This is a genomic window from Herbiconiux sp., from assembly GCF_023264855.1.
Taxonomy (GTDB): Bacteria; Actinomycetota; Actinomycetes; order Actinomycetales; family Microbacteriaceae; genus Herbiconiux.
This window is the reverse complement of the sequence record NZ_JAHFUW010000004.1, coordinates 65,315-84,281: the sequence shown is the minus strand read 5'-3', so window position 1 is coordinate 84,281 and position 18,967 is coordinate 65,315. Positions and strand designations below refer to the sequence as shown.

Genomic DNA, 18,967 nt, shown 5'->3' with positions numbered 1-18,967 from the left:
TCCTCGACGACCCTCAGGCCTGATCCTTCGGGCACCAGTAGAGCTTGCGGTTGCCGAACTCCTCCAGCACGATGTTCGTTCCGCAGACCCGGCAGGGCAGGCCCTCGCGCTTGTACACCCAGTGGCGGTCGGCGCGGTTGGCCATCGCCGCCGCGTAGGCCTCGTCGTCGAGGCCGTCCATGGTGAGCATCTGGCCGGTGCGCACGCCGAGATCGAGCAAGTACACCCAGTCGCGCCAGAGCGCGCGGGCCGTGTCGGTGGGCACGAGCTTGCCGGGGGTGTGCGGGTTCAGGCGGGCGCGGAACAGCATCTCGGCGCGGTAGACGTTGCCGATGCCACTGACGACCGACTGGTCCATCAGCAGCAGGCCGATCGGCGTGGCCTTCTTCGCCACGGCGTCGACGAAGCGGTGCTCGGCCTCGGGGCTGTCGTCCAGCAGCGGATCGGGGCCGAGCTTGGCGATGACGGCGGCCACCTGGGCCGTGTCGAGCACCTCGCAGGCGGTGGGCCCGCGGAGGTCGGCCACGGCCGTGTCGGTCAGCAGACGCACGCGCACGGCGCCGACGGGCTCGGGCGGGAACACCTCGTCGACCTCGCCGGCCTTCTCCTGCTCGGCCATCCGCAGGCGGGAGCGGCGGGGCGCGCCGATCGAGCGGATAGAGTCCTCGCCGTCGGCGTCGTCGAGCGAGGGAGCGGCGGCGGTTCCGGATGCCCCGGCAGCGCCCGCGGCGGCGATCTCGTCGATCGTGCCCTCCTGCTGCCGCCCGAGACCATCGGTCTCGGCATCCGTGCCGCGCATGTTCGTCTGGCCCATCCGTCCGCCGGCCGAGCGGATGGTGGCGTCGGTGGTGATCTCGCCCGCGAAGTCCCAGGCACCGTAGATGCCGAGGTGCACACGCAGCCAGAGCTCGTTGTCGAACTCGAGGAACATCTGCTTGCCCACGGCGCGCGCGGCGATCATCTCATGGCCGTCGATCAGCGATGCACCCTCGGCGAAGCGGCCCTGCGGCGAGCTCGCCGCCACCTGCCGGCCGACGAAGTTGTGGGCGAACTGGCGCGCGATGCGGTGGACGGAATGACCCTCGGGCATGGCTGGTCGGGCGGATCAGGCGTCGACGACGCGGTCGCTGATCGTGCCGGTGGCCTCGTACTCGGCGATCTGGGCGATGCGGCGCACGTGGCGCTCCTCGAGCGAGAACGGCTCGTTCACGAACCAGTCGATCAGCGCGATCGCCTCCTCGACGGTGTGCTGGCGGGCGCCGATGGAGATGACGTTGGCGTCGTTGTGCTGGCGGGCGAGCTTGGCGGTGGCCTCGTTCCAGACGAGGGCCGCGCGCACCCCGCGCACCTTGTTGGCCGAGATCTGCTCGCCATTGCCCGAGCCGCCGAACACCACGCCGAGCGCCTCGACGCCGGCCTCCTGGTCGATCACGACCGCGTGTGCGGCATTGATGCAGAACGACGGGTAGTCGTCGATGGGGTCGTAGCTCTCCGGCCCGTGGTCGACGACGTCGTGACCCGCGGCGGTGAGGTGCTCGTTGACCGTCTTACTGAACTCGAGCCCGGCATGATCGGTGCCGATGTGAATGCGCATGAAGTCAGTTTATCGAGACACTTCGACCGAAACCGCAGCAACGGGTTCAGTCGAGAGACACCCCACGGGATCGCAGTCTCAGGCCCTACTCGACGACCCAAGGTGAGCGACGAGCGAAGCCCGGCGCCCCCGGCAACTAGAACTGCGGGTCGCGGGTGCGGGAGCGCTTGAGTTCGAAGAAGCCGTCGTAGGAGGCTGCGGCGACGATGCCGTCCCAGAGGGTGAGGGCGATCTCGCCGGTGGGGGCGGGGCTGATGACCGGGCCGAAGAAGGCGGTGCCGTTGACCGCGATGACGGGGGTGCCGACATCCTGACCCACCCGCTCGATACCGTCGAAGTGCGAGGCGCGCATCTGCGGGTCGTACTCGTCGGACTCGGAGTAGGCCGCCAGCGATTCGGGCAGGCCCACTTCGGCGAGCGCCTCGGGGATGACGGTGTCGGGGTCGAGCGAGCCGCCCGGGTGGATGCGGGTGCCGAGAGCGTCGTAGAGCGGCTTCACGACCTCCTGGCCGTGCAGCTCGGCGGCGGCGGCCACCAGACGCGTGTACCGCAGTGCGCGCGGGAAGAACGCCTTGTACGCCTCGGGCAGGTCGTGGTTGTCTTCGTTCAGCACGACGAGCGACATGATGTGCCAGGTGACGTCGAGGTCGCGGTGCGCGGCCACCTCGTCGACCCAGCGGGAGGTCATCCAGGCCCAGGGGCACGACGGATCGAACCAGAAATCAACCTTCGTCTTCTCTGCAGTCATGAGCCAATCCTCGCACCCGCCACCGACACCCAGGTCATAGGCTGAACGGGCAATCGAAAAGGAGAGCATTCAGTGCCTGGAGAAAACCTCACCCGCGCAGAAGCCCGTGAACGCGCCTCGATCGTCGCGACCACGAGCTACGACGTCGTCCTCGACCTCACAACCGGTCCCGAGACGTTCCGCAGCACCACCACCATCCGCTTCACCGCCACCCCGGGAGCCTCGACCTTCGTCGACGCCATCACCCGCACGGTGCACGCGGTCACGCTGAACGGCGTGGAGCTCGACCCGGCGGAGGTGAGCGACGGCGTGCGCATCCAGCTGCCCGCTCTCGCCGACGAGAACGTGCTCGTGGTCGACGCCGACATGATCTACACCAACACCGGCGAGGGTCTGCACCGCTTCGTCGACCCGGTCGACGACGAGGTCTACCTCTACAGCCAGTTCGAGGTGCCCGACTCCCGCCGCATGTTCGCGGTGTTCGAGCAGCCCGACCTCAAGGCCGAGTTCACCTTCACGGTCACCGCTCCCGACTACTGGGAGGTCGTCTCCAACTCCCCTACCCCCGAGCCGGTCACGGCGGTCGAGGGCCAGTCGGCCACCTGGAGCTTCGAGCCCACCCCGCGCATCTCGAGCTACATCACCGCTCTCGTCGCCGGCCCCTACATCGTCGAGCGCAGCGAGCTCACCAGCGCCGACGGCCGGGTCATCCCGCTCGGCGTGTTCTCGCGCGCCTCGCTCGCGCAGTACATGGACGCCGACTACATCTTCGAGAAGACCCGCCAGGGCTTCGAGTTCTACGAGAAGCACTACGACTTCCCCTACCCCTTCGCCAAGTACGACCAGCTGTTCGTGCCCGAGTTCAATGCCGGCGCCATGGAGAACGCGGGAGCGGTCACCTTCACCGAGACCTACGTCTTCCGCTCGAAGGTGACGGATGCGGTGCGCGAGCGCCGGGTCGTCACCATCCTGCACGAGCTCGCCCACATGTGGTTCGGCGACCTGGTGACCATGCGCTGGTGGAACGACCTGTGGCTGAACGAGTCGTTCGCCGAGTACATGTCCACCCTCGCCACCGCCGAGGCCACCGAGTGGACCGAGGCCTGGACCACCTTCGCCGCCATGGAGAAGAGCTGGGCCTACCGCCAGGATCAGCTGCCGTCGACGCATCCGATCGTCGCGCAGATCAACGACCTCGAAGACGTGCAGGTGAACTTCGACGGCATCACCTACGCGAAGGGCGCCTCCGTTCTGAAGCAGCTCGTGGCGTGGGTCGGTCAGGACGAGTTCATGCAGGGCGTCGCCGCCTACGTGAACACGCACCAGTTCGGCAACACCGAGCTGCCCGACCTGATGGTGGAGCTGGAGAAGACCAGCGGCCGCGACCTCACCAGCTGGACCCAGCTCTGGCTCGAGACCGCGGGCGTCAACACCCTGCGGCCGGCGATCGAGTACGACGAGAACGACGTCATCACCTCGTTCCGGGTGCTTCAGGATGCTCCGCTGGAGTGGCCGACGATCCGCCCGCACCGCCTCGCGATCGGCTTCTACTCGCACGAAGACGGCAAGCTCGTGCGCACCTACCGCGTCGAGCTCGACGTCGACGGTGCCTCGACCTCCGTGCCGGAGCTCGTGGGCCGGGAGCGCCCGGCCCTCGTGCTGCTGAACGACGACGACCTCGCCTACGCGAAGATCCGCCTCGACGGCTACTCGCTCGACACCGCGATCGACCAGCTCGCCTCGATCGAGAGCCCGCTCGCCCGCTCGCTCGTCTGGGGCTCGGCCTGGGACGCCACCCGCGACGCGGAGACGCCGGCCCGCGACTTCGTGCGCCTGGTGCTCGGCAACATCGCCACCGAGACCGAGTCGACCACCATCCGCACGGTGCTCGGGCAGCTCGTGCTCACCGCCTCGTCGTACGTGGCCCCGGCCGCCCGCGAGGAGACCATCCGCACGGCGGCCGACGCCCTGTGGAAGCTGGCCCTCGAGGCGGCTCCCGGATCGGACGCGCAGTTCCAGTTCGTGAAGTTCTTCGCGGCCCTCGCCAGCACCCCCGAGCAGCTGGAGAACGTCGCGCACCTGCACGACGGCACCGTGCTGCTGGACGGCCTGGACATCGACACCGACCTCACCTGGGAACTGCTGATCGCGCTCGTCGCAGGTGGCAAGGCCGGCCAGGCCGAGATCGACGCCACGCTCGCCACCGACAACACGGCCTCCGGGGCGCAGTCGGCGGCGCACGCGAAGGCGGCCATCCCCACTCCTGCGGGCAAGGCGGCGGCGTTCGACTCGCTCGTGTCGGTCGACACCGCTCCGAACGCGATCGTGCGCGCCACCGGGCTGGGCTTCCAGCGCGGCAGCGACCCGGCGCTGTTCGAGCCGCTGGTGGCTCGGTACTTCGAGTCGTTGCAGAAGCTGTGGGACACCCGCAGCTACGCCATCGCGGCCTCCGTCATCAACGGCCTCTACCCGAGCGCCCTGGCGAACCAGTCCCTGCGCGATGCCACCCAGGCCTGGCTCGACGCCCCCGAGAACGCGGGCATCCCGGCCCTGCGCCGCCTCGTGATCGAGAACCTGGCCGGTGTCGACCGCGCCCTCGCCGCACAGGCGCGCGACGCGAAGTAGCAGCTACTAGCTGCGGCAGAGGCCTCTCGCCTTCGGCGAGGGGCCTCTGCCGGTCGCGCCGGTCCCCGCCCGGCGCGAGGGGACATGTTCGGGTGCGGTCGCTTCGCGGCCACGCCCTCACCCTGGGTCGTCGAGAACGCCCCGAGACGTCGGATTCGAACGGAGTTCGTGGCGCACTGAGGGGACGCCAAGGGGGCCTCGTTAGTGTGGAGGCATATGGACTGGAACATGATTTGGACCAACGTCATGAGCTTCATGACGGACTACCGGGTGCCCCTCAGCATCCTCATCATCATCATCGCCGCCTTCGTGATCCGCGGCATCCTGCTGTACGCGGTCAGGCGCCTGGTCGACCAGGTGGTCTCGGGCGTCAAGAAGAAGCAGAACGTCACCGACACGCAGGCGCTCGTCGCCTCGCCGCTCGCAGCCGTGCGGATCGTGCAGCGCACCCGCACCATCGGCTCGGTGCTGAAGAACGTCATCAACGTGACCGTGGTCATCATCACCATCGTGCTGCTGGTGAACACGATCGACCCCACGATCATCGGCTCGCTCGCCCTGCTCACGGCAGCCCTCGGCGCCGGCCTCGGTTTCGGTGCGCAGAACATCGTGAAAGACGTGCTGAACGGCCTGTTCATGGTGTTCGAAGACCAGCTGGGCGTCGGTGACGTCGTCGACCTCGGGCCCGCGACGGGCGTGGTGGAGGCCGTCGGCATCCGCATCACCCAGGTGCGCGACGTGAACGGCACGCTCTGGTTCGTGCGCAACGGCGAGATCCTGCGCGTGGGCAACATGTCGCAGGGCTGGGCGCGCGTGATCATCGACCTGGCCATCCCCTACGACTCCGACATCGACGTGGTGCAGGAGCGCGTGCTCGACGCCGCCGTGGCGATGGCCGCGGAGCCCAAGTGGCGCTCGCGCATCATCGAGCGGCCCGAGATCTGGGGTCTGGAGTCGATCTCGGCGGAGGCCCTGGTCATCCGTCTCGTGGTGAAGACCCGCACCTCGGCCAAAGACGACGTGGCGCGCGATCTGCGGATGCGCCTCAAGCGCACCCTCGACGAGATCGACGTGACGCTGCCCTCGCTGAACACCGTCGTGCTCTCCGGCTTCGAGGGTGCCGCTAGCGTGAAGGGAGCGCGGCCGCCGCGCACCAAGCCGGTCACCACGCAGAAGACCGATCCCCCGAGCTCCACGAAGTAGAACGGCACACGGATGCAGATCACCCCCAGACCCTCGGGAGACGGACCCGTCGGCGACGCGCTCGGTGGGCGTTCGTTCTACGAGCAGATCGGTGGCCACGACACCTTCGTGGCCCTGGTGCAGAAGTTCTACGAGGGCGTCGCCACCGATCCGGTGCTGAAGCCGATGTACCCGGCCGACGACTGGGAGGGCGCCATCCAGCGCCTGACGATGTTCCTCGAGCAGTACTGGGGCGGCCCGGGCACCTACAGCGAGCAGCGCGGGCACCCCCGGCTCCGGATGCGGCACAACCCCTTCAAGGTCAATCCGGATGCCCGCGACCGCTGGCTCGCACACATGGGGGTGGCCGTCGATTCGCTCGGGTTGTCGCCCCTCGACAGAGAAATGCTGTGGAGCTATCTCGAACGCGCCGCGCATGCCATGGTGAATACCTTCGAGGAGTAGCACTCCTCGCGCTGTGCCCGCCGTACCGCAGTACCGCCCCGTGACGAAGGAGTTCCGGATGCCCGTGAGTGCCGACCCCACCGATGTCGTCGTGATCGGCGGTGGCCTCGCGGGGCTCGTCGCCGCGTGCGAGGTGCTCGCCGCCGGCCGCACGGTCACGATCCTCGAGCAGGAGCCCGCGGCATCCCTCGGCGGGCAGGCCTGGTGGTCGTTCGGCAGCATCTTCTTGATCGACAGCCCCGAACAGCGCCGGATGCGGGTGCGCGACTCGCTGGAGCTGGCCCGGCAGGACTGGCTGGGCACCGCCGGCTTCGACCGGCCGGAAGACGACTGGGGACGCAAGTGGGCCGAGGCCTACCTGCAGTTCGCCGCCGGCGAGAAGCGGGCGTGGCTGCGCGAACGCGGCGTCTCGTTCTTCCCCGTGGTGGGCTGGGCCGAACGCGGCGGGTACACCGCTCTGGGGCACGGCAACTCGGTGCCGCGCTTCCACATCACCTGGGGCACCGGACCGGGCGTGGTCGCGCCCTTCGTGGAGCGCTTCCGGGCGGGGGTCGAGGCCGGGCGGGCGCGCATCCTGCACCGGCACCGGGTCGACGAGCTGCTGACCGACACGGCTCCGGATGCCGCGACCCGCGTCACCGGCGCACGGGGCAGCATCCTCGCCCCCAGCCGCGCAGCCCGTGGCGCGCCGAGCTCGCGCGAGGTCGTGGCCGAGTTCTCGATCGAGGCGGGCGCGGTGATCGTCGCGTCCGGCGGCATCGGCGGCAACCACGAGCTCGTGCGCTCGCTCTGGCCTTCGCGGCTGGGGGCCGCGCCGGCCACCATGCTCTCCGGCGTGCCCGAGCACGTCGACGGCCGGATGCTCGGCATCACCGAGCGCGCCGGTGCCCGGCTCGTGAACACCGACCGGATGTGGCACTACACCGAGGGCATCACGAACTTCGATCCGGTGTGGCCGCGGCACGGCATCCGGATCCTGCCCGGCCCCTCGTCGCTGTGGCTGGACGCCACCGGCAAGCGCCTGCCGGTGCCGCTGTTCCCCGGCTTCGACACGCTGGGCACCCTCGAGCACATCCTCTCGACCGGCTACGACTACAGCTGGTTCGTGCTGACGCAGGCGATCATCGAGAAGGAGTTCGCGCTCTCCGGCAGCGAGCAGAACCCCGATCTCACGGGCAAGGATCTGCGCCTGCTCGCCCAGCGCATCCGGCCCGGCGCGCCCGGCCCCGTGGAGGCGTTCAAGGCGAAGGGCGTCGACTTCGTGGTGGCCGACAGCCTGCCCGAGCTCGTGCACGGCATGGTGGCGCTGCAAGACGACAGCAGTGGGCCCTTGGATCCCGCCTCGGTGACCCGGGAGGTGTACGCGCGCGATCGTGAGATCGCCAACCGCTTCACGAAGGATGCGCAGATCACCGCGGTGCGCGGCGCCCGCACCTACCTGGGCGACCGGCTCATCCGGGTGGCGAAGCCCCATCGGCTGCTCGCCCCTTCGGCAGGCCCGCTGATCGCCGTGAAGCTGCACGTGCTCACCCGCAAGAGCCTGGGCGGCATCCAGACCGACCTCGAGGGGCGCGCGCTGGCGCCCGACGGATCGCCCGTGGCCGGCCTCTACGCCGCGGGCGAGGCGAGCGGCTTCGGCGGCGGCGGTGTGCACGGCTACCGCGCCCTGGAGGGCACGTTCCTCGGCGGCTGCCTCTTCTCCGGCCGCGCCGCCGGCCGAGCGGCCGCCCGCGCCTGAGCTTCGGAAGGGGCCTCAGCGGCGGGCGAGCACGTGGCCGCGACGGGTGGTGAGACGGAACCAGGGGCCCGAGCGGTAGATGGAGACCTCGTCGTCGGACTTGAGGAAACCGAGGCTCTCGCTGCAGAAGGCCGCGCCCGCGGGGATGCCGCGATCCGGATCGTCGCCACCGAACGAGGATTCGGGGAGGTCACGGCCCCACACCTCCGAGCGCACACGGTGCACGAGCTGCTCGCCGGTGTCGGCCGGCACCGCGGCCGCCACCTCGGCGATCCCGGCCCGGGCGGTGCTCTCCAGCAGCTGCACCGGGAGGTGGCCGAGGGCCTGCCAGCCGCCGCGCGGCGGGCTGATGCCGGCCCAGGCCACACCCGTCTCGGCGGGCGGTAGCGGAACCTCGATCGGGCCCTCGGCCGAGTTCGACATCACCGAGAGCTGCGCGAGCCGATCCAGCAGGGCGCGGATCGACACCACGGTGTCGAAGGAGTCGGAACTCGCGAGTGCGAAGGTGCGCAACCCGAGCACGGTGGGTGTGGAATCCAGCAGTCCCTTGGGCGTGAGAGCGGCCGTGTAGGCGGCGAGAACACCGAGGCCGCCGATCAGCCGGACCGACCCGTTGTCCACGCGCGCCGCGCGCCCGAGGTACACCTTGAGGTCGCCGAGCGACGCGGCGTCGATGAGGGAAAAGGACTGGACCATCTCTGCTGTCTAAACTACTTCACAGTGAACGGCTCGGGGTGCGTCCGAGCCGTCGTGTCTACGTCACCGGAGGTTCCATGTCCGATCCGCTCTCCGGATTCCTCACCACGCTCGATCTCGTCGACACCGGCGCGCGCACCGATGAAGACATCTTCACCGGTCCGTCGCAGTGGATGCCGAACGGCCGCGTCTTCGGTGGCCAGGTGCTCGCCCAGTCCCTCGTGGCCGCCGTGCGCACGGTCGACGCCGAGCGCGTCGTGCACTCGCTGCACGGCTACTTCCTGCGCCCGGGCGATGCCGCGGCGGGCATCACCTTCGCGGTCGACCGCCTGCACGACGGCCGCTCGTTCTCCACCCGGCGCACGCAGGCCTACCAGAACGGCGTGCCGATCCTGTCGGTCATCTTCTCGTTCCAGACCGAGGACGAGGGCTTCGACCACCAGGTCGAGATGCCCACCGGGCTGCCGGAGCCCGAAGACCTGCCGAGCGCCGTCGACGTGCTCTCGGCGATCGACCACCCGATGGCGCGCACCTGGGCCCGGGAACGGGCGTTCGACATGCGCTACGTCACCTCACCGATCTACACGCACGTGGGCGGCGAGAAGGTGGCACAGCAGGCGGTGTGGCTGAAGGCCCTCGGGCGCCTGCCCGACGACCCCAACCTGCACCGCGCCGCGCTCGCCTACGCGAGCGACTACACGATCCTGGAGTCCGTGATGCGCCGGCACGGCCTGCCGTGGGCCAGTCCCGACCTCAAGATGGCGAGCCTGGACCACGCCATGTGGTGGCACCGCTTCGCGCGCGCAGACGAGTGGCTGCTCTACACGCAGAATTCGCCCAGTGCCGGGGGTGGGCGCGGTTTCGCCCTGGGCAGCATCTTCGACCGGCAGGGCCGCCTGATCGCGAGTGTGGCCCAGGAGGGCATGGTGCGCGCCGGCCGCTCCTGACCCGATCAGACCCTGCCCTTCGGCCTCACCGGTTGGGGACGACGATCGTGCCCTGGTGGAAGCGCAGCACCGGCCCCGGCGTCTGCCAGAGCGAGCTGTGCCTGCTGTCGTGCTCCGCGCCACGCACGCGATAGGTGGCGAGCACGAGGTCGTCGGCCACCCGATTGAACAGCCATTCGGATGTCTCGGGCGTGGCTCTGGGCGGCTCCTGCTGGAGCGCATCCACGACGTCGGAGCGGTTCCAGCGACGGCCGGACCGGCCGATCTCGGCGAAATCCCCAGCGAGGAGGCCGGTGACCCTGTCCTCGTCGCCTCGCACCGGCGAGGAGAGGAGGGCGAGTTCGGCCTGAATCACATCCTCGAACTCGAGACTGCGTTCTTTCCACACAGCTCGACGCTAGCGTGACCGTCCCGGAGGTGCCGCCGGACGCGCGGCGGGGCGGCGTCAGCTGCGGCGACGGAAGGTGAGCGGCTCGTCGAGGTAGGGCTCCCAGGCGGCACGCTCGTGCGGCAGGATGCGACGGGGACGCTCGGTCGCGGCGTCCACCAGCACCAGCGTGGTCGATGCCTTCACGTAGGTGACCTGCGGCTGCTGGTCGCCGGCGAGCGGGCTCTTCACCTCGTAGTAGACGTCGAGGCTCGCGCCGCCCAGGTGCCCGATCCAGAGCTCGACGTCGATCGGCTGCCGGATGTAGGGCATGGAACGCACGTACTCGATCTCCTGGCGGGAGATCACGCTGTGCGTGTCGGTGGTGGGGCTCGCGTCGATCACCGCGGTCGTCCACTCCGCCAGGGCGGGGTCGGCGACGTCGCCGTCGACCCAGAACGCGAAGATGCGCGCCTCCTCGAGGATCTTCAGCATCGAGGCGTTGTTGACGTGCCCGTAGGCGTCGAGGTCCGACCAGCGCAGCTGGATCGGCACGTGCAGGCGCATCGCGGATACGCCTAGTCGCGCGTGAGCTTGCGGTACGCGGAGCGGTGCGGCTTCGCCGCGTCGGGGCCGAGGCGCTCGATCTTGTTCTCCTCGTAGGCCTCGAAGTTGCCCTCGAACCAGTACCAGTTCGCGGGGTCGTCTTCGGTGCCCTCGTACGCGAGGATGTGCGTGGCGATGCGGTCGAGGAACCACCGGTCGTGCGTGATGACCACGGCGCAGCCGGGGTATTCCAGAAGCGCGTTCTCCAGGCTGCTGAGGGTCTCCACGTCGAGGTCGTTGGTGGGCTCGTCGAGCAGCAGCAGGTTGCCGCCCTGCTTGAGCGTGAGCGCCAGGTTGAGGCGGTTGCGCTCACCACCGGAGAGCACACCGGCCTTCTTCTGCTGGTCGGGGCCCTTGAAGCCGAAGGTGCCGACGTAGGCGCGGGCCGGGATCTCGGTCTTGCCGACCTGGATGTAGTCGAGGCCGTCGGAGACCACCTCGAACAGCGTCTTGTTCGGGTCGATGCCGCCGCGCGACTGGTCGACGTAGGAGATGTCGACCGTCTCGCCGATCTTGAGGTCGCCGCCGTCGAGGGGCTCGAGGCCCACGATCGTCTTGAACAGGGTCGACTTGCCCACGCCGTTCGGGCCGATGACCCCGACGATGCCGTTGCGGGGCAGCGTGAACGACAGGTTGTCGATGAGCACGCGCTCGCCGAAGCCCTTGCGGAGGTTCTTGGCGTCGATGACCTGCGAGCCGAGTCGCGGGCCCACCGGGATCTGGATCTCCTCGAAGTCGAGCTTCTTGGTGCGCTCGGCCTCGGTGACCATCTCCTCGTATCGGGCGAGGCGGGCCTTCGACTTGGCCTGGCGGCCCTTGGTGTTGCTGCGCACCCAGTCGAGCTCCTCGGAGAGGCGCTTGGAGAGCTTGGCGTCTTTCTTGCCCTGCACCGCGAGGCGCTCGCGCTTCTTCTCGAGGTAGGTCGAGTAGTTGCCCTCGTAGGGGTAGAGGCGGCCGCGGTCGACCTCGGCGATCCACTCGGCCACGTGGTCGAGGAAGTACCGGTCGTGCGTGACGGCGAGCACGGCGCCGTGGTACTGCGCCAGGTGCTGCTCGAGCCACAGCACGCTCTCGGCGTCGAGGTGGTTGGTGGGCTCGTCGAGCAGCAGCAGGTCGGGCTTCTGCAGCAGCAGCTTGCAGAGGGCGACGCGGCGCTTTTCACCACCCGAGAGGTTGGCGACCTCGTAGTCTCCGGGCGGGGTGCGCAGGGCGTCCATCGCCTGCTCGAGCTGGGAGTCGAGGTCCCAGGCGTCGGCGGCGTCGATGGCCTCCTGCAGCGTGCCCATCTCTTCCAGCAGCGCATCGAAATCGGCGTCGGGCTCGGCCATCAGGGCGCTGATCTCGTTGAAGCGGTCGAGCTTGCCCTTGATCGGGCCGACGCCCTCCTGCACGTTCTCCAGCACGGTCTTCGACTCGTCGAGCTCCGGCTCCTGCATGAGGATGCCGACGCTGAAGCCGGGCGTGAGCTTCGCCTCGCCGTTCGAGGGGGTGTCGAGCCCCGCCATGATCTTGAGGATGGTGGACTTTCCGGCGCCGTTCGGCCCGACGACCCCGATCTTCGCCCCGGGGATGAACGCCATGGTGACGTCGTCGAGGATCAGCTTGTCGCCCACCGCTTTGCGGGCGCGCACCATCGAGTAAATGTATTCGGCCATGTCACCAGTCTATGGCGCGGGTCTGCCCGATCAGGCACGCTCCGGTGGCGATGGGAGGGGCGACCATGCTCGTGTAGGCACCGTGCCCGTACTGCCCGATGAGGCACTGATCGCCCCAGCGCACCGAGAACTGGATGGAGTCGGCCGCGACCCCCACGGTGGTGATGTCGGGTGTGACCTGCATCGCGGCGATGTCGAACCCGCTGCTTCGCAGATTGCTCGTGAACTCCACTCCCCCGGCCTGCGGGTTCGAGGCGATCAGCGCCTGATTCACCTGATCGAAGAACGGCTTGTTGTCGGCCGCCGTACCCTCCGGGAGGAGGGCTGCCGTCGTCGTGGGCGCACTGGAGGCGACCGCGGCCGGAGTGGTCGCCGCGGTGCCGGCCGGCGCCGGATCCGACTGGGGCGTGCAGGCGGCCAGGGCTGCGACGAGCGCGAGAGGCAGAAGCACGGCGGGCGCCGCCCGGAACCTCCATCGCCGCGCCGGAACCGTCTCGTGGAGCGTGGTGTGCATCGCTGCGGTGGTCCTCTCGATCGCGGTGCGCATGGAGCCTGGCCCTCGCGGGGCCCTGTCGAGCTTATTCGCTCGCGGCCGGGCGCGCCTGGGAGTGCACCTCGCCCCGCGCCCCTGAGAAGGACAGCCCGACCCCTCAGAAGGGTAGAAGGGCCTCTTCCGTCTCGGCGGCAGGCATGGCCGACTCGAGGGCCCCGGCGGCGCCGGGTTCTGTGCCACCCACGCTGTCCGGAAGCTCGGCGAAAGAGCCTCCCGGCTCCGGAGCCGACGAGGCCCAGCCCGAACCGGGTGCGGCATCCGGAGGAGTACCCGCACCTGTCGCCGTCTTGGTGTAGACGGCCGTGCCCCAGGTGAGATCGTGCCCCACCGCATCCGCTTCGAGGTCGATCGTGGTGCCGGATTTCTCTCCGGTCTCCCACGAGCGGATGCGGAGCCGGCCCGTGACGACCACGTGCTGCCCGCGATCGATGGAGGCCGCGGTGTTCAGTGCGAGCTGGCGGAAGGTGTTGACCGTGTACCAGTTGGTGTCGGCGTCGACCCAGCGCTTCTGGTCGCGGTCGAACCGCCGCTGGCTGGAGGCGAGCCGGAAGCTCGTGATCTCGAGCCCGGAGTTCGTGGTGATGTGCCGGGGCGGCGTGGCGACGACGCCGGTGATGGTCAAGAGGTCGGGCATGGTGAGGCTCCTTCGAGGTCGAATCGATCGTGACGCACCGAGTCTCGCCGGGAGCGCAGAGCAGAACGGCCGGGATCCCTCATCTGTGGAGAGAATCCCGGCCGTCGCCGCCTGTGCACAACTGGTCTGTGCGTGGGCCCTCAGCCCTTGATGTAGCTCGCGTACGCCTTGCGCACCTTGATGACTTTCGGCACGGCCACCGCCATGCAGTAGCCCTGGCCCGGGTTCTTGGCGAAGAAGTCCTGGTGGTACTCCTCGGCGCGGTAGAACGCACCCAGCGGCTCGAGCGTGGTGACCACGTCGCCGTCCCACAGCTCGCCGGCCCGCACCAGAGCGGCCTCGAAGAGCGCCTTCTGCTCCTCGCCGTCGTAGAACATCGCCGAGCGGTACTGCGTGCCCACGTCGTTGCCCTGACGGTTCAGCTGACGCGGGTCGTGCAGGGTGAAGAAGACGTCGAGGATGATGTCGGCCGGGATGACGGCCGGGTCGAAGGTGACGGCCACGGCCTCGGCCTGGCCGGTCGTGCCCGTGCAGACCTCTTCGTAGCTGGGGTTCTCGACGGTGCCGCCGGTGTAGCCCGACACCACGTCGTGCACGCCCTCGAGGGTGCGGTAGACGGCGTCGAGGCACCAGAAGCAGCCTCCTGCGACAACGAAAGTTTCCATGCCCGGATTCTAGCCGGGCCGGATGTCGGTGGTGCCGCCTACCTTCGAGACATGACCACCATCACACGCACCCTCGGCCCCGAGTTGCACCGCATCCGTCAGGGGTACTGGCGGGTGATCGCGCCATCCGGAGTCGTGCTCGGCTACGTGGAGGAGTTCGAGAGCGACGGCGTACCCCGCTTTCGTGCACGCCGGCTGCTCGGGACAGCGCGGCTCGTCGAGTTCGGCGAGTTCTGGCAGCGTGCGGATGCGGTGGAGGCCCTGCGATGACAGTTCGGGCGACACCGGCGCTTCGGCGCGGCCTCGGCAGAACCGCGGGGTAGTGTGCGGCACATGGAATGGTGGAATGGTTTCGTCCGGTGGCTCGAGTCCTCGAGCGGAGAGTACGTCGTCTCGAGCATCGTGCTGCCGGCCCTCGCGATCATCGTGGCGGGTCTGCTGGCCGCCTGGATCGCGCGCTCCGCGGTGAAGAGCCTGCTCGCCAAGCACGACCGCGAGCTCAAGATCTCGGCCATCGCCTCCCTGATCGATGCGGCCGAGCAGGCCTCCGTCTGGAATTCGCTCACGCCGCAGGAGCAGATCCTCTCCGACCGCGCCACGGGTCAGGCCGACATCCAGGTGCGCCTGCTGCCCATCAAGGGCGCGGACGTGGCCGCGAACTGGGCGGCGCACGCCTTGGCCGAGATGAAGCGCAACTCGGCCACCTTCGGCTACCAGGTCGAGCCCGCGGTGTTCGAGTTCCGCGACCGCTTGATCGAGTGGCAGCAGAAGCCGGGTCGCGCCAAGCGGGTCTTCCAGAGCGACCTGGAGCGCTGGGCCGTCGAAGACGCCTCCACCGAGCGCGAGCTTCTCGCCCATCAGGATGCCTGGGTCGCCCAGCAGCACCACGCCCAGTACACCGATCCGGCCGCCGCAGGTTCGTCCGACGCGGCCGCCCCGGCCACGACGGCGCCGTCCGCTCCGTCGGCGAGCCCGGTCGCCACTCAGGTCTATTCGACACCGCTCGCCCCGTCGGCACCGCTGCCGCCCACGCACGAACCGCGCCCGACCGTGCAGCAGGTGGCATCCGGAACCGGCACCCGCGGGGTGGCACCGGCCGGCAGCACGGCCACCCCGGCCTCACCGCTCGGCGACCTCGAGCTCACCACCGACCCGGGTGAGGCCCGGTCGGCCGGCGAGGTTCCGCCGCCCGTCAACGCCTTCCCGCCGCGCAGCACCTCGACCGACTGAGGGCACGCGCGGGGCTCCGTGCCGACGGATCCCCGAGCCACCCGAGGGGGCCGGGGCAGCCGTAGTACGCTTTGTGCGTCGCCCCTGTAGCTCAGTGGATAGAGCACCGGCCTTCTAATCCGTTTGTCGCTGGTTCGAATCCAGCCAGGGGCACACTCGCATCCGGCTGCGACCGGCAAGACCTCCCACCACGAAGAGAGCCCCTCACAGCACGAGGGGCTCTTTCGCGTTCTGGACGACTCAGCCGCGGCGGATGGTCTCCCGGCGTCGCACCACAAGACCGGCGCCGGCGGCCAGCAGGACGACGGCGATCAGGATGCCCGCCAGAGGCGCGGATCCGGTGCTCGCGAGGTCACCGCCCGACCCTGACGACGCCGTTCCGGCATCGCCGTCGGAACCGGCCGGATCTCCCGCCCCGGGTGCCGCGGTCGGGGTGCCGGTGCCCGTGGGCACAGCCGAGGCCGTGGGAGACGGCTCCGGCGTCACGGACGGCTCCGGCGTCGCCGTCGGCTCAGGCGTCTCGGTCGGTTCCGGCGTCGCCGTCGGTTCCGGTGTCGGCGTCACGGACGGCTCAGGTGTCGCCGTCGGTTCCGGCGTCGCGGTCGGCTCCGGCGCATCCGGCAGCACGATGCCGCTCACCCGGAAGCTGCTCGCGGGCTTCGCCGCGTCGGCCGATCCGCCCGAGCTGTACCAGTACGACGAGAGGCCGGTCGAGAACTGGAAGTCGACCCACGACTGCGGCCACGATCCCCAGAACGCCCCGGTGCGCACCTGAGGCGCGTGGGTGGAGTCGACCTCGACCTCGACGCCCGCGTAGTCGGGCTGCACGGTGAGCGTGCCGTCCGCGTACGAGGCGTCCGAGAAGGTCGACACCACGACGTCGGGCACGGGTTCCAGGGGCGTCTTCACGGTCGGGTCGTCCATGCTCGCCGCATAGCCCGCGACGTCGGCCGTGAGGGTGCCCGCGCCCGACGCATCGATGCTGAGCACCGGATCGCTGATCGTGAAGGGCACGTAGCCGCCGTAGAAGTTCACCGTCCAGGACGAGTCCCAGCTGATGGTGCCGGCGCCGTCGGAGTCGAGCTCCGCCGTTCCGTTCTGCAAGCGGACGATCTGCGTGCCGCCCTCCTTGGTGTGCAGTTCCCGGTTCGCGTAGCTCGCGGCCTGCTCGGTTCCCGCCGCCGTGCGGCGCACGATCACGGTGTCGTCGGCCACGTTGGCGTAGCCGGCCTGGGTTCCGTCGGAGGAACCCGCCGAGAAGTAGTTCGCCGTGCGCGCGGGCGACATGGCCTGCATCTCGGCGCTGCCGGTCCAATCCAGCGAGACGCCCTTCGGGGCGATGTCGGGAGCATCCGTCACCGTGAGCACGACGGCATCGGTGAAGACGGTGCCGAGCGCGTTCGAGATGCGCGCGCGGTACTGCGTGCCGTTGCGGTCGAGGGTCGCGGTGGCGGTGTACTCGGCCGCGGTCGCCCCGCCGATGGTGGTCCAGGTGCGACCGCCGTCGACGCTGCGCTGCCAGGTGTAGGCCGGCGCCGGGTAGCCCGTGGCCGCCGTATTGAAGGTCGCTCCGAAGTTCTCCTCGACGCTCACCCCGACGGGCTGCTGCGTGATGGCGGGAGCGGATCGCTCGGCGGGCTCGAAGCCGCCACCGGCGAATCCGAGCGGGATGCTGACCGTGTTCGACGGGTCGTAGATGCTGCGCACCGGCATCAGGTGGGCCAGCTCGGAGTCCCCGTCGCCCTCACCGGGGAGGATGAAGGTGCCGTCGGTGCGGTACCCCTGGCCGCCGATCTCGAGGTAGCACTGCTGGCTGAGGCAATCGAAGCCCTCCGGCTTCAGAGCGTTGTCCTCCTGCTGGAACTCGTACTCGTAGTCGCGGTCGTTCGCCAAGGCGGAACGCACGCTGTATTCGCCGGTCGCGTGCCAGCGGTCGTTGCCGAGCGGCTCCCAGTCGAGCCAGACCGCCTGCGACTCGGTCACCATCCGGCTCATCGCGAACATGTCGAAGGGAATGCCCGCCTGCGACACGATGATGGCACCGGAGACCGGGGCCGGGATGCCGGAGTACTCCGCCTCGATCGAGATCGTCTGGCCGTCGGCCAGGTCGGTGCTCTGACTCAACTGCACCCAGCTGCCCACGGTTCCGAGCGGATCGCGCAGCTCGTCGCCGGGCTGGGCCGGAGCGGCGACGACGGTCAGCGCCGCCGCGTTCGACACGATCTCCCCCTGCCGGCTGCTCGCGACGGCCTGGTACAGCCGTCCGTCGTCGGTGGCGGAGGCCGTCACCGAGAGGGTCGGATCCGTGGCATCCGGAACATCGGTCCAGCTCGCGCCGTCGTCGGCGCTGGTCTGCCAGCGGATGCTCGGCGCGGGGAGCCCGATCGCCGACGCCGTGAACACGGCCTGCTCGCCCTGGTCCACCGACACGGCGGAGGGCTGCTGCGCGAACACCGGGGCCTGGTCGCGGGTGAGCTCGGGGTTGCCGCCCGCGAACGAGATCGGCACCCAGTTCACGACGTTCCAGGGCAGGTTGGCGACGGCGAACGGCAGACCCTGGTCGCCCCCGGCCCAGTGGCCGTTGCCCACTGCCAAGAAGCACTGCTGCACGAGGCAGTCGTAGTCGGTGTCCCCGAACGACACCGAGGGATTGCCCTGATCGTCGGGCGTGGTGAACGCCGTGTGCACCGTCAGTTCGGCGGTCACGAGCGACCAGCCCTCCTCGGAGTCGGGCACCGAGCTGCCGGTCGACACGGGCGTGTCGGTGATCTGGATCACCGAGCTGGGGTAGGTGGTGCCGGTCTGGGCGAATCCCACGCTCGACGGGGTGTCGCTGGCCGGTTCCTGGATGCGGCCGGTGATCGTGATCACCTCGCCGTCGATCAGTCCCGTGGTCTTGGAGACCGTGAACGTCGATCCCTCGCCGACGTTCGCCGGCACGGTGACGGAGCTGGATGCACCGGCCGCGCGAGCGGATTCCGCGCCGACGGTGGCCGGCAGCGCCCCGCCGACGAGGAACGCGGCTGCGGCGACCGCGACGAGGGCGGCACCTCGTCGGCGATGAGTGGGGATCGGGGGTCGTTTCACGAGGGTCCTCTGGGTCGGAGTGGGTGATCTAGTCGGAGTGGGTGAGCGAAGGGAGTCGACGGGTGCGGAACCGGGTTCGCCGCAGCGCGCGGGCGCGACCACGACCGGCGGGCGTCCGAGCCCCACCGGCCGTGGCCGCAGTCGGATGCCGGAACCGGTCACCGGTCCGGCGGGT

At 69.6% G+C, this 18,967-nt stretch carries 18 protein-coding genes and 1 tRNA gene; 8 read left to right on the top strand and 11 right to left on the bottom strand.

Going from position 1 to position 18,967, the window contains the following annotated elements; all coding sequences use genetic code 11:
- Window positions 1-13 precede the first annotated feature (13 nt).
- The 3 genes from Q0D75_RS02850 to Q0D75_RS02840 all read right to left on the bottom strand — a co-directional run bounded on the left by Q0D75_RS02850 (window position 14) and on the right by Q0D75_RS02840 (window position 2,342).
- Entirely contained in the window at window positions 14-1,090 is a 1,077-nt protein-coding gene (locus tag Q0D75_RS02850) for a DNA glycosylase (RefSeq protein ID WP_291049140.1), read from the bottom strand.
- A 15-nt stretch (window positions 1,091-1,105) separates the two neighbouring features.
- On the bottom strand, window positions 1,106-1,594 hold the full coding sequence (locus Q0D75_RS02845; protein WP_291049138.1) for a ribose-5-phosphate isomerase: 489 nt from the start codon (window positions 1,592-1,594) through the stop codon (window positions 1,106-1,108).
- 136 nt (window positions 1,595-1,730) lie between these two features.
- Complete coding sequence (locus Q0D75_RS02840; protein ID WP_291049135.1) at window positions 1,731-2,342, bottom strand: DsbA family protein; 612 nt, start codon at window positions 2,340-2,342, stop codon at window positions 1,731-1,733.
- Window positions 2,343-2,414: 72 nt separating this feature from the next.
- Between Q0D75_RS02840 and pepN the strand changes: the two genes are divergently transcribed.
- The 4 genes from pepN (at window position 2,415) to Q0D75_RS02820 (ending at window position 8,352) form a co-directional block, all read left to right on the top strand.
- Window positions 2,415-4,967 (top strand): aminopeptidase N, encoded by a 2,553-nt coding sequence (gene pepN, locus Q0D75_RS02835; RefSeq protein WP_291049133.1) that lies wholly within the window; start codon window positions 2,415-2,417, stop codon window positions 4,965-4,967.
- A gap of 228 nt (window positions 4,968-5,195) precedes the next feature.
- Window positions 5,196-6,170 (top strand): mechanosensitive ion channel domain-containing protein, encoded by a 975-nt coding sequence (locus Q0D75_RS02830; protein WP_291049130.1) that lies wholly within the window; start codon window positions 5,196-5,198, stop codon window positions 6,168-6,170.
- 12 nt (window positions 6,171-6,182) lie between these two features.
- The gene (locus Q0D75_RS02825; protein WP_291049128.1) at window positions 6,183-6,614 is read left to right on the top strand and encodes a globin; all 432 of its coding nucleotides are present in this window, start codon (window positions 6,183-6,185) and stop codon (window positions 6,612-6,614) included.
- 58 nt (window positions 6,615-6,672) lie between these two features.
- On the top strand, window positions 6,673-8,352 hold the full coding sequence (locus Q0D75_RS02820; protein WP_291049125.1) for an FAD-binding dehydrogenase: 1,680 nt from the start codon (window positions 6,673-6,675) through the stop codon (window positions 8,350-8,352).
- Window positions 8,353-8,367: 15 nt separating this feature from the next.
- Here Q0D75_RS02820 and Q0D75_RS02815 read toward each other — a convergent pair whose 3' ends face one another.
- Window positions 8,368-9,048: a hypothetical protein gene (locus Q0D75_RS02815; protein WP_291049123.1), complete on the bottom strand. Its 681-nt coding sequence runs from the start codon at window positions 9,046-9,048 to the stop codon at window positions 8,368-8,370.
- Window positions 9,049-9,125: 77 nt separating this feature from the next.
- Here Q0D75_RS02815 and Q0D75_RS02810 point away from each other — a divergent pair, with 77 nt between their 5' ends.
- On the top strand, window positions 9,126-9,995 hold the full coding sequence (locus tag Q0D75_RS02810; protein ID WP_291049120.1) for an acyl-CoA thioesterase II: 870 nt from the start codon (window positions 9,126-9,128) through the stop codon (window positions 9,993-9,995).
- A gap of 25 nt (window positions 9,996-10,020) precedes the next feature.
- Here Q0D75_RS02810 and Q0D75_RS02805 read toward each other — a convergent pair whose 3' ends face one another.
- The 6 genes from Q0D75_RS02805 to msrA all read right to left on the bottom strand — a co-directional run bounded on the left by Q0D75_RS02805 (window position 10,021) and on the right by msrA (window position 14,475).
- Complete coding sequence (locus tag Q0D75_RS02805) at window positions 10,021-10,383, bottom strand: DUF4440 domain-containing protein (RefSeq protein ID WP_291049117.1); 363 nt, start codon at window positions 10,381-10,383, stop codon at window positions 10,021-10,023.
- A gap of 57 nt (window positions 10,384-10,440) precedes the next feature.
- Window positions 10,441-10,929, bottom strand: a complete 489-nt coding sequence (locus Q0D75_RS02800; protein ID WP_291049114.1) for a thioesterase family protein — start codon at window positions 10,927-10,929, stop codon at window positions 10,441-10,443.
- Window positions 10,930-10,940: 11 nt separating this feature from the next.
- A complete protein-coding gene (gene ettA / locus Q0D75_RS02795; RefSeq protein WP_291049111.1) occupies window positions 10,941-12,623 on the bottom strand; it encodes an energy-dependent translational throttle protein EttA in 1,683 nt (560 codons plus the stop codon).
- Between the two features lies 1 nt (window position 12,624).
- Window positions 12,625-13,137 carry a hypothetical protein gene (locus Q0D75_RS02790; protein WP_291049108.1) on the bottom strand — a complete coding sequence of 171 codons (513 nt, stop codon included), beginning with the start codon at window positions 13,135-13,137 and terminating at the stop codon, window positions 12,625-12,627.
- 136 nt (window positions 13,138-13,273) lie between these two features.
- The gene (locus tag Q0D75_RS02785; RefSeq protein WP_291049106.1) at window positions 13,274-13,810 is read right to left on the bottom strand and encodes a single-stranded DNA-binding protein; all 537 of its coding nucleotides are present in this window, start codon (window positions 13,808-13,810) and stop codon (window positions 13,274-13,276) included.
- A 140-nt stretch (window positions 13,811-13,950) separates the two neighbouring features.
- On the bottom strand, window positions 13,951-14,475 hold the full coding sequence (msrA, locus tag Q0D75_RS02780) for a peptide-methionine (S)-S-oxide reductase MsrA (protein WP_291049103.1): 525 nt from the start codon (window positions 14,473-14,475) through the stop codon (window positions 13,951-13,953).
- Between the two features lie 51 nt (window positions 14,476-14,526).
- Here msrA and Q0D75_RS02775 point away from each other — a divergent pair, with 51 nt between their 5' ends.
- The 3 genes from Q0D75_RS02775 (at window position 14,527) to Q0D75_RS02765 (ending at window position 15,858) form a co-directional block, all read left to right on the top strand.
- On the top strand, window positions 14,527-14,745 hold the full coding sequence (locus Q0D75_RS02775; RefSeq protein WP_291049101.1) for a hypothetical protein: 219 nt from the start codon (window positions 14,527-14,529) through the stop codon (window positions 14,743-14,745).
- Between the two features lie 63 nt (window positions 14,746-14,808).
- Window positions 14,809-15,705, top strand: coding sequence for a hypothetical protein (locus tag Q0D75_RS02770; RefSeq protein WP_291049098.1), 897 nt, complete (start codon window positions 14,809-14,811; stop codon window positions 15,703-15,705).
- 80 nt (window positions 15,706-15,785) lie between these two features.
- Window positions 15,786-15,858 (top strand) — tRNA-Arg (locus Q0D75_RS02765).
- A gap of 87 nt (window positions 15,859-15,945) precedes the next feature.
- On the opposite strand, the gene Q0D75_RS02760 is transcribed toward Q0D75_RS02765, so the two are convergent.
- Window positions 15,946-18,792: a hypothetical protein gene (locus tag Q0D75_RS02760; protein ID WP_291049097.1), complete on the bottom strand. Its 2,847-nt coding sequence runs from the start codon at window positions 18,790-18,792 to the stop codon at window positions 15,946-15,948.
- Between the last annotated feature and the right edge of the window lie 175 nt (window positions 18,793-18,967).